12 protein-coding genes are annotated in these 13,637 nt (G+C 55.3%); 9 read left to right on the plus strand and 3 right to left on the minus strand.

Translation table 11 applies throughout. From position 1 onward, the window contains the following. Nucleotides 1-42 precede the first annotated feature (42 nt). The gene (locus PVE98_RS23330) at nt 43-801 is read right to left on the minus strand and encodes a carbon-nitrogen hydrolase family protein (RefSeq protein WP_069729379.1); all 759 of its coding nucleotides are present in this window, start codon (nt 799-801) and stop codon (nt 43-45) included. A 596-nt stretch (nt 802-1,397) separates the two neighbouring features. Here PVE98_RS23330 and PVE98_RS23335 point away from each other — a divergent pair. The 8 genes from PVE98_RS23335 to PVE98_RS23370 all read left to right on the plus strand — a co-directional run bounded on the left by PVE98_RS23335 (nt 1,398) and on the right by PVE98_RS23370 (nt 10,605). Beyond that, a complete protein-coding gene (locus PVE98_RS23335; RefSeq protein ID WP_069729378.1) occupies nt 1,398-3,395 on the plus strand; it encodes a ParB/RepB/Spo0J family partition protein in 1,998 nt (665 codons plus the stop codon). 50 nt (nt 3,396-3,445) lie between these two features. Next, on the plus strand, nt 3,446-4,177 hold the full coding sequence (locus tag PVE98_RS23340) for a plasmid SOS inhibition protein A (protein ID WP_069729377.1): 732 nt from the start codon (nt 3,446-3,448) through the stop codon (nt 4,175-4,177). A gap of 714 nt (nt 4,178-4,891) precedes the next feature. After that, nucleotides 4,892-5,470, plus strand: coding sequence for a hypothetical protein (locus PVE98_RS23345; protein ID WP_069729376.1), 579 nt, complete (start codon nt 4,892-4,894; stop codon nt 5,468-5,470). Between the two features lie 44 nt (nt 5,471-5,514). Further along, nucleotides 5,515-5,724, plus strand: coding sequence for a hypothetical protein (locus tag PVE98_RS23350; RefSeq protein WP_069729375.1), 210 nt, complete (start codon nt 5,515-5,517; stop codon nt 5,722-5,724). 110 nt (nt 5,725-5,834) lie between these two features. Further along, complete coding sequence (locus PVE98_RS23355; RefSeq protein ID WP_069729374.1) at nt 5,835-6,080, plus strand: hypothetical protein; 246 nt, start codon at nt 5,835-5,837, stop codon at nt 6,078-6,080. A 688-nt stretch (nt 6,081-6,768) separates the two neighbouring features. Beyond that, a complete protein-coding gene (locus PVE98_RS23360) occupies nt 6,769-8,049 on the plus strand; it encodes a hypothetical protein (protein WP_069729372.1) in 1,281 nt (426 codons plus the stop codon). Nucleotides 8,050-8,744: 695 nt separating this feature from the next. After that, nucleotides 8,745-9,689: a hypothetical protein gene (locus PVE98_RS23365; RefSeq protein ID WP_069729371.1), complete on the plus strand. Its 945-nt coding sequence runs from the start codon at nt 8,745-8,747 to the stop codon at nt 9,687-9,689. 64 nt (nt 9,690-9,753) lie between these two features. After that, a complete protein-coding gene (locus PVE98_RS23370; RefSeq protein WP_069729370.1) occupies nt 9,754-10,605 on the plus strand; it encodes an LPD29 domain-containing protein in 852 nt (283 codons plus the stop codon). Nucleotides 10,606-10,866: 261 nt separating this feature from the next. On the opposite strand, the gene PVE98_RS23375 is transcribed toward PVE98_RS23370, so the two are convergent. Next, nucleotides 10,867-11,367: a lytic transglycosylase domain-containing protein gene (locus tag PVE98_RS23375; RefSeq protein ID WP_069729369.1), complete on the minus strand. Its 501-nt coding sequence runs from the start codon at nt 11,365-11,367 to the stop codon at nt 10,867-10,869. Between the two features lie 415 nt (nt 11,368-11,782). Between PVE98_RS23375 and PVE98_RS23380 the strand changes: the two genes are divergently transcribed. Further along, nucleotides 11,783-12,184, plus strand: coding sequence for a hypothetical protein (locus tag PVE98_RS23380; RefSeq protein ID WP_084227892.1), 402 nt, complete (start codon nt 11,783-11,785; stop codon nt 12,182-12,184). Between the two features lie 44 nt (nt 12,185-12,228). Here PVE98_RS23380 and PVE98_RS23385 read toward each other — a convergent pair whose 3' ends face one another. Then, nucleotides 12,229-13,557 carry a helix-turn-helix domain-containing protein gene (locus tag PVE98_RS23385; RefSeq protein WP_069729368.1) on the minus strand — a complete coding sequence of 443 codons (1,329 nt, stop codon included), beginning with the start codon at nt 13,555-13,557 and terminating at the stop codon, nt 12,229-12,231. Nucleotides 13,558-13,637 lie beyond the last annotated feature (80 nt).

A 13,637-nucleotide genomic window follows, 5' to 3' on the forward strand; every position in this document is an offset into this window, starting at 1 on the left:
GAGGAGCTTGCGAAAGAGAAATGCTAAGCTTACTCACTCTTTTTATTTACGCAGGCAAATCACCTGCCCGGAGCATCCATCATCCTGTAGGTCCATGATGACCAGGGCAGCACAATCCTCCGGAGCCTGAGCAATAAGTTCACCCCTTGCATCCCATGCGGCGCTTTTTCCGACCGGTTTCCAGCCGCCTGACGGACCACAGTAATTGGCCATCAGCGTGGGCATGGCGTAAAGTCTGGCGTAGCTTTGCAGCTGCCCTGAATCTTTATCAAACCCGCCGGCGCTCAAAACGGCATTCAGATACACTTCAGCACCCTGCTGCACCGTGCGTTCTGCATGTACTGGCTGCCCTGCATCTGCGCATATGGCTATGCCGACATTAAATGACCTTTCCTTAAAAACGCACTCAGTATCACCAGCTGAAAAATAATCGGATTCTCCCGGATGGAGATATATTTTTCGGTAACAGAAAACAGGCCGTTTTGATGAAATCACCCATGCACCAATAGCCGGTTTTCCCTCTCTTACACGCAACGGTGCGCCCACAATAATCGTCATATCGTGTCTGTCAGACAATACCTGAAGCGGACTCAGACAGCCTTCATCAGCCAAAGCCAGCTCTTCAGCCATTTCTGGTTCATAACCCGTCAGAGAAAGTTCCGGAAAAAAGATAAGGTTAACGCCCGACGATGCCGCAGACTCAATCAACATTTCGTGATAACGCATATTCTCATCAATAAGGCCGCGCGCCGGAGCAAACTGTCCTGCTGCGATTCTTAACCTTCCCTGACGACTGTCCATGCTTTCTCCCGTGCGGTTTTTTAAAAGTTGCCAGTTACCATACGAAAATAAGCATCCTGCGTCATCTGTAACGACGCGCTCTTTAGAATGTCCGCTTCTGGCACAAAGCGGACATTCAGATTTAAACCCTGATGGCCCCCTTCGGCTCCCCGGCGTTGCCGGGTCGTCAAGCCCTGCTGCGCTAACCGGCAGAGCCGGTAAGCTCCGCCGGACCGCGATGCGTTCCGGGCCTTTCGGCTAGGGTCTGATGGCAACGGCCAGGTCAACCCCTGCAGCCGGCTGGCGCCGGCGCGTTCACTGGCCACAGAAGGACGTGGCCGCTGCGGACCGGCCCGGCACCGTGGCGTGCCGTTCCGGGGCCGTGCCCTGTTCATCCTCCCGCGTTGTGTTTTGTTCCCCTGAGCCCCTTCGCCGTGCAGAAACCTGGCACCCGGGCGTCTTCACGCAAGGGTCGCGCGCTAAACGGCTGCACCCGGTCCCTGCGGGCTGCGGCTTTGCCGTTTCCCCCTGCGTTCAGCCTGATGCCCGGTCGCCCGTTCTGCCCTCACGGCGAGGAACTCAGAGAAACATCACTTAAACCACACGGGAGACACAACATGTCACAGCAGAACGTCAACACCACGGCTTCAGAATCTAAAGAATCATCATCTTTAAAGGCAAAGACCACGCGTCGTCCGGCGAAAGCGAAAGCTGACAAAGCCGCAGCGGCGGCGGTTGAGCAGGCGCTGGAAAAAGTAGACATCGAGATGATCCCACTCTCGCGCCTGACGGGTTCCCCTCTCAACGTACGCAGTAAGGTCTACGTTCAGTCGCGCATCGAGTCGCTTGCCGCCACTATCAAAAATGTCGGCCTTCTGCATAACCTGATCGCGCACGACATGGCTGACGGGATGCTTGGCGTAGCCTGCGGCGGTCGCCGTCTCACCGCCCTGCAGCTGTTGCTGTCGCAAGGCGTGTACCAGCCCGATCAGCTGATCCCGGTCAAACGCGTGACGGAAGAGCTGGCACGCGCGGCCTCAATGGTCGAAAACGGTGAGCGTGAGGATATGCACCCCGCCGAGCAGATTGCCGGTTTCCGGGCGCTGGCAGACGAGGGCAAAACCCCGGCGCAGATCGGCGATCTGATGGGCTACAGCTCGCGCCACGTTCAGCGCTGCCTGAAGCTGACTGACCTTGCTCCTGCCATCCTGGACGAGCTGGCCGCCGATAAAATCACCCTTGAGCAGTGTCAGGCGCTGGCGCTGGCCGACACGCATGAACGCCAGCTGGAAGTGTGGGAGCAGGCCTCCGGGTATTACAACTCTTCTGCTGACGTCATCCGTAAGCTGATCACCTCCTCTGAAACGGCAATCAGCCACTCTTCAAGATTTACCTTCATTGGCAAAGACGCCTATCTCGCGGCGGGCGGCTCCATTCGCGTTGACCTGTTCAGCAGTGAGGACGAGGGCTATATCGAAACGGCGCTGGTCGAGCAGCTGACGCTGCAGAAACTGCAGCAGATTGCCGACGCCGTGCAAAAGGAGGAGGGGTTTGCCTGGGCAGAGGTTAGGATGGACAGCCGTTTACAGAGCTGGAGCAGCGAGGTGACAAAAACGTATCACCTGCTGCCGGAGCGCTGCCCGGAGCTGACGCCGGAAGAAGACACCGAGTTGAGCGAGCTGCGGGCACAGCTGAAGCTTTCAGAAGATGACGCGCTGGACGTGACGCTGAGAAAGCAGATCGCCGCCCTGGAAGAAACCGGGCTGAAGCGCAGCTGGTCAGGCGCGGACAAGGATAAGGTCGGGGCAATAGTCTGCTTTGAGCGCGGCAGCTGCTTCATTCAGCGCGGGGTTCAGCGTCGTGCCGATTTGCCCAAAAAAGAAAAACCCGAAAACAAAGGCGATCTGCAGACCCTTTCCGAAGACTACTCCGCGACGCTGGTCCGCTCGATGTCCTGCGAGCGTTCGCTGGCCGTGCAGGCGGCGCTGAGCACGGAGCCGGAAATCGCGCTTGCCATACTGACCTGGACTCTGTGCCGCAGCACCTTCAGCCATAACAGCTATGAAGGGACGCCGATGAAAATCAGCCTCACGGATAACAGTACGGCGCTGGTTGCCGCAACGGTTGCAAAGGAGGAAACAAAAGCCTGGCGGTTTCTTCAGGCGCAAAAGGCGCAGTGGGAGGCAAAGCTCCCTGAAAACTGGTCGCAGGACTTCCGCTGGCTGATGGGCTGGACCACAGACGAGGTATTGCAGCTGCAGGGATTCTGCAGCGCCACGGCGGTGTGCTGCTTTCAGGACCGCGTCTATGGGCGCAGCCAGACCAGCAACCTCGACATGCTGGAAACGGCGCTGGGCTTTGACCTGGCCGAATGGTGGCAGCCGACCGCTGAGGGTTTCTTTAAGCGCATCAGTAAAGAGCAGATTGCCGGGGCGCTGAAAGAGGCAGGCAAAACGGGCAATGCCAGCGACGCGGAGAAAATGAAGAAGGGCGACGCGGCTGAGTTTGCTGAAGAGGTCATGAAAGACTCCCGCTGGGTGCCTGCGTGGATGAAACCCCTGCGGCCTGCGGCAGAAGATAACGGCAGCACAGACGACACGGGCAGCGAAGGCTGACAGCGGCAGACCGCCCTCCGGGGCGGTCATTACAGACAAGGAGAAAACCCATGAACACTATTCCCCGTCATCTTTCACTTGTTCCGGCCTGCCCGTACTCCCTTGCCATCAGTCTGGCGATTGCTGAGGTCGAAAAGCGCCTGCAGGGCAGAGCAGCACGCGGCGGACACCCATACGCCAGCGCGTTCATGCGCCATTACTGCGGGACACGTACCATTAAGGCCGACCAGCTGCGCCGGGTTATGCCTGAATACTCGCCTGGCGATCGTGCAGCGCCACCCGCGCGGGATTATCTGGCCGCGCTCGATATGCTGATCGCCTCACGCGGCGAGCGTTGTCCCGCGCCACTGTCGCAGGATACCGGCTCACGGCTGTTTCCTCTGACCGCCGCCCGTTTTACTGAGCGTCAGGAGAAGCGCCTTACGCTGCGACACAGCAGGGCGAACAACCGGGAGGCTCGCGAGCGCGAGCAGAAGCGCAGACGCTATCGGAATCGCCTGGCGCAGGCGGCGCTGGAGCTGGCGTTTCATACGCCGCAGACGGCAGGGCGCTGGTATGCTCACTGGCAGGACCGGGACATCTGTGAAAGCGATCTGCAGTCGCTGGTTCTGACCTGGCTGAAGCGGTTTGTGTCATGCAGGCATATCGATCCGTGGGAGTGGCATGAAGAACCGTTGTGGCGCGTGATGCTCGACATCAGCATTCTGGCCGGTGAAATGAGCGCCTTCAGCAGAATGACTGACCGGTTCGCGCTGCCCGTGCTGCTGACTTGCCGACCCTGATCCTGTTAAGCCGGGCGCATCGTGTCCGGCTTGTTGCCTGCACTGGCCGCGTCTGAAAAGCGGGCGGCCCTGCGGGCCGGAAAAAAACGGTGCTGACGCACCGGCTCTCTCCCTTCGCCTGCGCTTTCTCTCTCCGGGACGCTGTCTCACGGTTTTCTCTCTCTGCTTCCTGCTGATGTCTATTCTGCTGTGCTGCAGCTGCTTCGCCGGCTTCCTGTCCCAGAAGGTCAACGGCATAAACAGCCTGATGCCCCCCTCCGGCTCCCCGGCGTGGCCGGGTCGTCAAGCCCCACTGCGCTAACCGGCAAAGCCGGTAAGCTCCGCCGGACCGCCAAGCGTTCCGGGCCTGACGGCTAGGGTCTGATGGCGAACGGCAAGGCTCACCCCTGCAGCCGGCTGGCGCCGGCGCGCTCACTGGCCACAAAAAGACGTGGCCGCTGCGGACCGGCCCGGCACCGTGGTGTGCCGTTCCGGGGCTGTGCCCTGTTCATCCTTCCGCGTTTTGTTTCGTTTCCCGAGAACCTTCGCCGTGCAGAAACCTGGCACCCGGGCGTCTTCACGCAAGGGTCGCGCGCTAAACGGCGGCACCCGGTCCCTTCGGGCTGCGGCTTTGCCGTTTCCCCCTGCGTTCAGCCTGATGCCCGCGCGCCCGTTCTGCCCCCACGGCGACGGAACTCGGAGAAACATCACATGCAACCACACGGGAGAAACAACATGTCACAGCAGAACGTCAACACCACGGCTCCAGAATCTAAAGAATCATCATTTTCAAAGGCAGAACCTGCAGAAAACATCAGCTATGACGCGATCCGCCGCGCCTTTCGCCGCAATCTTTTTTACGTCAACTATCCGCAGTTCAACGTGAATACCGCAGCGCTCCGCTGTGATTTTAATATGCATCTGGAGTATCTGGCGGCGGCAACGTTTACGCGCGATGAGGCTGTATTTGATTCGGGCAGGTTCCGGTCGGCAACCGAGCTGCTGCTGATTAATCCGCATGAAAAGCTGTTGATCACTGTCGCCTTGTTTGCCCCAAAAGCAGGCGCAGCGCCGGAAACCTATGAAACCCGCATCGTGCATTCAGCAAACCCGATCGGCGACGAAGAATATGAGGAAAGCACCGAATATCAGACAACCAACGTCTATAAGGCAGCGGGTCTGCTTAACGTGGCGGCGCTGGAGCTGTTCTGGTCAGAACATGAAGGCCTGAAGAAACACGCGCAGGTAAGCCTGCCGAAAGGCGATGAATACAGCCCGTTTTGTCACTGGCAGTTTTCCCGCCTGAGAGGGTAAATACTGACGCCCCTGCAGTGCGCTGCAGGGGAAAGGAGACAGCGATGAACACACATGAACGTCTGGCAGAAGCGCTAAAGAATCCATTGCGTGCCGGGTATGTCACTTATACCGGGCACATTATGACCGAAGCGGAATGCGCATCTTATAACCTTTATACTGCCGAAGCGGCACGGCCCTGGATAAGCGAGCAGGCGCGAGAGTTTTTGCTGGATCAGCGGCACCGCTATTTCGTTCTGATAAGCGAAGGCTGACAGCAAGCAGACAGCTGTTTAGTCATAAAGTGGGGACTGCGCCGGGCCTCGCAGTCCTGGTAAGAAAAAGCAGTGTACCCTGACCGGCATCAGCAAAAGGAGCCACCACTATGAATTTCATTAAGGATCAGCTGTATTACATTACGGATCAGCGGGCGGGCGAGCCGGATATTCTGATGCCCGTCAAAAACTGCAAACTTACCATCCGCAGCCTGGACGGACAGATAATTCATACTCAGGCTGCGCCAGACAATGGCTGGACACACTTACTTCTGAGCGAAGTACAGCCAGAGGGGATGGAGTCAGGAGCTGACGCCTGGCTTGATGACGTCTGGATTGGCTCAACAGAAGTCTGACATAGCCCGCTCAGCCAGAGAAACGCCGGCGCGCAGCACAGGTGCCGGCTTCTCTTCCGCAGTAAAAGCCTGGCGGCCCTGCGGGCCGGGAACAGACGGTGCTGACGCACCGTCTCTCTCCCTTCGCCTGCGCTTTCTCTCTCCGGGACGCTGTCTCACCGTCTTCTCTCTCTGCTTCCTGCTGCTCTCTGTTCTGCTGTGCTGCAGCTGCTTCGCCGGATTCCTGTCCCATAAGGTCAAAAGCATAAACAGCCTGATGGCCCCCTCCGGCTCCCCGGCATTGCCGGGTCGTCAGCTCCACTGCGCTAACCGGCTGTGCCGGTAAGCTCCGCCGGACCGCGAAGCGTTCCGGGCCTGACGGCTAGGGTCTGATGGCGAACGGCCAGGTCAACCCCTGCAGCGGGCTGGCGCCCGCGCGTTCACTGGCCACATAAAGACGTGGCCGCTGAGGACCGGACCGGCATAGAGCCGCCGTCCGGGGTGTGTTCATGCCCGTTTCCCCGTCAGGTGAGGCTGTTCCGGTCATTCCAGGCGCGGAGGGCTGGTCGTAGCACCGTCATTCATCAGACACAAGGGTGAAGTGCACGCCTGCGGCGCCCTTGTGTCTGCTGCCTGCCGTTGCTCCTTTGCCCTTTGCCGCGACTGGATCGACCGAAACATGAAACCTCACACGCACAGGAGAACTGCCATGAACACACATAACGTCAACGTCAACACCGCCACGCCAGAATCTCCCAAAACATGGGATAACAGCCCATCGGCATTTTGGCTGATCCGAAAAGATGCGCTGCTGGTTGAGCTGGCGAAAGCCGAGGGCGAACTGATGATGTATCACGCGCTGGAGCGCGCGGGCGTGACGACTGAGACGGAAGAGCGAGAGGAGTGCCCGTGGGATGCGGCGGTGATCGTGAAGTCTCTGGCAGAGATGGGGGCCATTAATTCCCCTCGGGTGTATGAGATGGCGCGTTCGGTGAGAACACTGGCGGTAAACCTGTGCAGAGGGGCATGGCGTAGGGGAGAGCCGCCGGTGCTGGAAGACCTGAAGAGCTGCGTCGCTGAAGCAGAAGCCGCACGTAACAAACTCATCGCTCACTGGGCGGAACAGGAAAAGCCGTATTGCGTGATGGCGCACGGCGAAACCGAATACCCGGAGGACGATCCGACGTACGGCACGTACTGGAGAGAGGGCGTTGTTCATCTGGGGCGCGCCTGGACGGTGGCGGAAGCAATGGACATTGCCGCCGCAGCATGGCTTGAAGGTGAGTGGGAACCGCGCGATGCGGATGAATGCCACTGGGACAGCGATTTTGGCCGGGATATGGGGCCGGTAAGCTTCTCGCCGCGTACAATCGTAATCAGCGACGAACAGAACAGAAAAGTGCTGACGGCGGATGCAGCAAGCCTTGAGTGGAACGCACACGTCACCGGTGAGGCAGAAATCAGTCGTCTCGCCGCAGAAAGAGACGCGCTGTTACGCGAAGCGGCGCTTGAAAGCGGCTGGGATAACTTTTCGACGGCGAAGCAGCTGCGGGCGAAGGCGGAGGCAACGCAGGCGGGCGTAGTCGATAGCGCCTGGCAGGGACATCCTGACGTGATGGACGCGCTGGCGGCTTTTGTCCGTCCGGAGCGTAAAACGTGGGGCGACAGGCTGAATACGCGCGGGCTTTCCAAATTCATGGCGGACGACATGAAGTTTCTGATCAGCCTGAGCGAACGCAGCTGCCCGGCATCAAAGAATGAGCGTTACGAGCTGGTACACGGGCTTGCGCTGAGTATTGCCGATCACGTAAGCCGCGCCGTCACTGACTGGTCAACGCCACGTCCGAAAATTCCCGCTGCGGTGATCGCTGCCTGGCTGCTGACAAAAGAAATGGTACTGGCGCTGTTCGGTGAAAACGGTGAGGAAATCTGGTCAGGCGTACAGGGTGCACTTAAATCACGCCTGACTGAATACTATCACGACTGCTGACATCGCAATTCATACCGGCAGGCTACAGAGTGGTGCGGGAGAAATCCTGCCCGCTTTGAGCGCGCCTGAAAGGCGGGCGGCCCTGCGGGCCGGGAAAAACCGGTGCTGACGCACCGGTCATCTCCCTTCGCCTGCGCTTTCTCTCTCCGGGACGCTGTCTCATGGTCTTCTCTCTCTGCTTCCTGCTGCTATTTGTTCTGCTGCTGCAGTGCTGCAGCTGATTCTCCGGCTTCCTGTCCCTGAAGGTCAAAAGCATAAACAGCCTGATGGCCCCCTCCGGCTCCCCGGCGTTGCCGGGTCGTCAGCCCCACTGCGCTAACCGGCTGTGCCGGTAAGCTCCGCCGGACCGCAAAGCGTTCCGGGCCTGGCGGCTAGGGTCTGATGGCGAACGGCCAGGTCAACCCCTGCAGCCGGCTGGCGCCGGCGCCTTCACTGGCCACAAAAAGACGTGGCCGCTGAGGACCGGACCGGCATAAGGCCGCCGTCCGGGGTGTGTGCATGCTCATCGCCGGCACGGTGGTCATGTTGCGTTACGTCCCACGCGTCGGGCAAATCGAAGCACAGTCATTCGTCAGTTACCAGGGTGAAATGCACGCCGCTGGCGCCCTGGTAACAGCCGCCTGCCGGTGCTTCTCAGCCCTTTGCCGCGAGGAACTAACCGAAACATGAATTAACCACCTGACAGGAGAACCAGCATGCACACACAAAACGTCAACGTCGCCGCTTCAGAATCTCCCAAAACATGGGGTAAAGATCCGTTTGCCCTCTGGTCTGAGAGTAAAACAGCTCTGTTGATTGCCCTCTCAAAAACCGAAGGCGAGCTGATGATGAATCTGGCATTAAGGCGTATGGGTATCGAAAACGGGGATGGAGAGTTTAATTATCTTTGCCCGCGCTATGCCGCAGAAATCGTCAATGAGCTTGATTCAATTGGGGCGATCACTTCTCCGCAGGTATATGAAATGATCTGTTCGGTTGAGGCATTGTCTCTTGCGTTGAGTCCTGAGAGCTGGATGGAGGTTCAGTCAGTTAAGCTTCCTGGCTTATCGGACTTTATCAGATTTGCTGAAGAGGACCGCGAAGAATTCATGTCTCATGTGGCACAGGGCAAAAAAATTCTGGTCAGCGCAAAAGATTTGCATACCCGCTGGCGGGATGACTGGCTAACAGCTGAAAAGGGCATCCCTCCTGAAGGAAAGCACTTTCCGTCCCGCAATGACAGCTATGGCTCGGATGTACTGCTGCTTGATGAAGCTGAGGTCGTTGCGCTGATCGCGGCGGGACATGATGCGCTGCCACTTATGGCGAGTTCAGCCCGGGGGATGACTGCGATTTATGACGCAGGCGACATATCTGCGGAGCGCTACATCATTGCCAGCCGTGGCCAGATTTTTTACCGCTCAGCTTCATGGCAGGAGGCCTGTCGGGAATATCTTCGTCGCGCCTCATCGGTGATGGCAGAAGAGGCGAAAAAATTTTTTGACCGTTTTCACGCAGCGTGTGACGCGGGACTGGATTATTACCAGGCAAGCGACGTCGCGCGCGGGCTCATCTCACTGGAAAATGCCCTGAATCCGGTGCCAAAAAATCAGGTAACTGCCGGTGCCGCTGATACCACTCTGAACGAGATCCCCTTCTGAAAACGTTGCGCGGCCTGTAAAGGCGGGCCGCTTTTTCGTCTCAACTGATTTAAGGAAAACTGAAATGAAAATGCACAATGCGCAGGCAGTGGTCATCGGTCAGGTTGTCAGCACAGTTCTTTACAATCGCGGACGGGGTGTCGTGTTTGCCGTTCACGGCGAGCAGAAACCGGCATCAGTCGGGTCACTTTCCGGCTGCATATCTTATGGTGGAAATGCCACGTTTGATATTGCGTTTGAGAGCGGCGGAATATCGCACGGGCTGCCTGAAAGTATCCTGCACGGAAAACAGTGGAGCATATTCCCGGAAATAAAAAGCGGGGAAGAGACGGCGCGCATTGTGAAACACGCGGAGTCTGAAGAACGCCGTAAGCAGAAGGAAAAAGAGGAGGCAGCGCGACTTTATGCAGCTGAATGCGAGCGTTTAAAAACGGCACCGGAATATGCCGCGCTCTCGCAGGATAAAAACGGCGCCGTGCAGGTGACATCCAATATCCGCAAAGAGCTGAAGGTAAAATTTCCGGGCGTTAAATTCTCGGTGCGTAAGCGCAGTTATGACAGCGTAAGTATTAACTGGACGGACGGTCCGACAGAGGAAGAGGTGAAAGCCGTAACGGATAAGTACAAAGACAGTTATTTTGACGGCATGCAGGATATGTCCGTTTCCTGTGCCTCTCCGTTCAACCGCATTTATGGGGGCGTGGGCTGCGTTTTTACCGATCGGGATTATTCGGACGAAATGAAGCAAAAGGCAGTAGGCATTATCGCTAGAAAATATGGCGGGAGTCTGGAAGGTGAGGAAATAACGCTGGCGCGATTTAACGCCGGCGAGCTATACAGGGTCGGACGCGATTACTTCTGGCACAATCAGGGCGTGCAGGGTGAGATAAACCGAACGCTTGCGGAAATAAAATAAAAGAACAGGGGGCCGCAGGGCTCCTTTTTTTTGGCCGGAGTTTATCCGTGACCGGTATTGAACCGGTGACGGATAAATGTAATCCATCGCAGTGTCAGTACATGCGGTGCTTATGAAAAAAAGAGAAGTTACTTCTGTTACCCGTTTCCGGCATTGAGCCGGGGCGGGTAATTCTGCGCGCGGGCTTCGTTGCCGTCTTTAAAAAAATGCAGCGCAGAGAGATAAAGCTGGGCTGCGCGCTTCGTCAGTATCAAAAACCGTTCAGCCGCTGAATGCCTTGCGCGGAATTTTACCTGACTTGATGGCCTTGTAATGTTTATCAATCAGCATCGCATAGTTATAGCGGTTCGTTACGGTTACCGGCAGGTTTTTCATTCCCGCGTTGTACATTCCCACAGCCAGCCACGTTGTGCCGTACTGATTGAAATTGCGGCGCAGCAGCATGGCACCAATATAAATATTCAGACATGGCTCGCTGAGCAGCTTTTCTTTGCTGAGGCCCGGGTACTCTTTCTGTAAGCGTCGCATTGTGACCGAATTAATCTGCATGAGCCCATAGTCACTGCTGCCGGGCTTACCATCTTTCGTACGGTTGGTATTAATGGCTCCCGGGTTATAGCGGGACTCCTGCCAGGCTATAGCGCGCAGATAGTCCGGATCGATGGAATACCATTCGCCGGCTTTAATAAAACAGTCCGCATTCACGCTGGCGGAGAAAATGCCTGTCGCCAGCAGGGCTGCAGCGTGAGTGAATAAACGCATTGCGGCTCCTGATTTGAAAAGTTCGGAGGAGATGTCAGGCTCAATAATATCATAAGAGTTATGTTTTTACACACCACTCGCAAATTTATTTTTGCTGATTTACGTATTTAATTTCAGTGACTTAGATTTAAATCGTAGAATATTTACACAGATGTCTGGTTGCCTGATGGTTGCTCTAAGAGGGCCTTAAAGCCTCCAGAAAGAGGCTTTAAGGCATAATTATGAAAATCATCGAGATAGCGCTAAGAATAGTTGAAAAAATGCCTTTTGGGGGCCTTGTGTTTTCTTAATGGTGGCTATAAGGTTGCCATGTGGCATCCCAAAAAAGCACGCTATTTAAGCAGTGCAGGAGCCGAGGCAACTCATCCGATGAGATGGGTTTTATCTCTTAAAAAAAGTTAAGGCCAGAATTAATATGAATGACGATAACTCATCCAAACGAAACCGGGTTTACCTTACCGTTCCATTCTCTTTACTTGAAAAGGTTGATGCGCACGTTGAAAAAATGCTTGAGGATGGAGAGTCTCGCGATACCGCTAACCGATCATCCTTTGTTATGGAGATGTTCAAACTCGGTTTGCGAGTGCATGAAAACAAAATCAACAAGGATGCTTCAGAAAAAACGCTTGATCAGAAACTGGAGTTAATTGCCAAAAACGCGCTCATGAATGGGTTCATTATCGATGCCATTTTTGGCATCATGAAAGAAACAGTTGATACTTCTAAAGTCGTCAGGAACGAAATGCTTCTTGATCCAGACTGGCCTAAAGAGATGAAAGAAAGAGTTGCTGGTAAATTACTGGAGTACTTTAAATAATTAATGCCAGCCTGATCTATCAGCGAATACATCAGGCTTCTTATTCAGGAGTTACCCTGTCCATCCTTTTCATTATCATCCTCCCTCAGTGCATCGGTCTCTCTTTTCAGCGCGTCACGAATATAACGACGTAGCGTCAGCGCATTAATTCCATATTGTGTATAAACCTGCTTTCTTGTATGACCATCTCGTAACACAGCATTAACTGCCTGATCGCGGTCACGTTTAGACAGCACGTTACGGTTATCATACTTGACGCGCTTTTCCTTAATGTCAGGAGAGTCTTTCTTTTTGCTCCATGCGCGTTTAACCGTTGCGACCGTCACGCCAAGTATATCGGCGGTTTGCTGTAGGGTTTTACCCTGCACGCGCAATCGCACCGCATAGTCTTTTAATTCTTCAGATATAACCCTGTAATCTTCATGCGTGCCAACGTACTTAATAAGCGTGTCGTTCGTGATGCTGTATTCAGTCAGAATATGCTTTCTGAGTATGCCCTGGCTTAACTTTACTTTTATCGCCTCAACATCTTCTGGTGTCAGTTTTCTCTCATGCTCCCGAGGGATGATTTTCTGTCCGTCACGATCGGCTATTTTTTTAACGGCGTGATAGATGACTGCGCGAGATACTCCGCAGGTCTGCTCAATTTCTTCTATCGTCATTTTTGGCTCGGCGTGATACATGCCCGCAATCAGCTCCCACTGCTTCCAGCGGTATTCCATTGCGGAATTTCCCTTACGTTTTTTAATCAGCTTGTAAACGTAAGATTCAGAACAGCCCTGTTCTTCGCATATATCTTTTACGCGCCAGCCGAGCATGACCCGCTCCATTATTTTATCCGCACTGGGGCCGCGTTTATTTCCGGGAAAAATCTCAGACGCGACGTCTTTTTTACCATCAGCCGATGATTTCACACCAGGCAGTGCAGGTTTTTTTTGAGGCTCCGTTATATCACCCGGATCAGTAAATACCGCTTTATTAAGGCTGTTCTTTAATTTACGGGCCTGCCAAAGATTTACGCCGGGGCGGGGAAGGGGAGAAAAAAAATCTGCATTAATCATTATCCAGGCGGCCGGATCGGCCACGTCTGAATAATCTGTTATCTGCGCGAGTGAACGTTCGGCCGTTGCCTGCAACAGTCTGGCCGGTACGCGATTTTTAATAAAGGCGAGCAGCGGAATGGTGACCAGCTGGCAGGCATAATAGCGGTTTTCTCTGAAGGTGACCTCATACCAGCCCGGGTCACGCATGTAATGCAGAAGGGCATCATTGAGTAGTTCACTTAAGGCTTCCTCATGATTTGTCCTAAAAATCTCAGCCGCAAAGCCCGCCGGATCGGCGACAAGAACAACCAAATCGGCAGTTTCAGGCATGATTTTTCATTCTCATTCAATCGGTTAGGAACTTAAGTGAAATTTCTCACCATGACGATAAGTGAAATTGATCAGCAAGA

The organism is Pantoea sp. GABEPS69 (assembly GCF_045780835.1).
GTDB classification, from domain to species: Bacteria; Pseudomonadota; Gammaproteobacteria; order Enterobacterales; family Enterobacteriaceae; genus Pantoea; species Pantoea septica.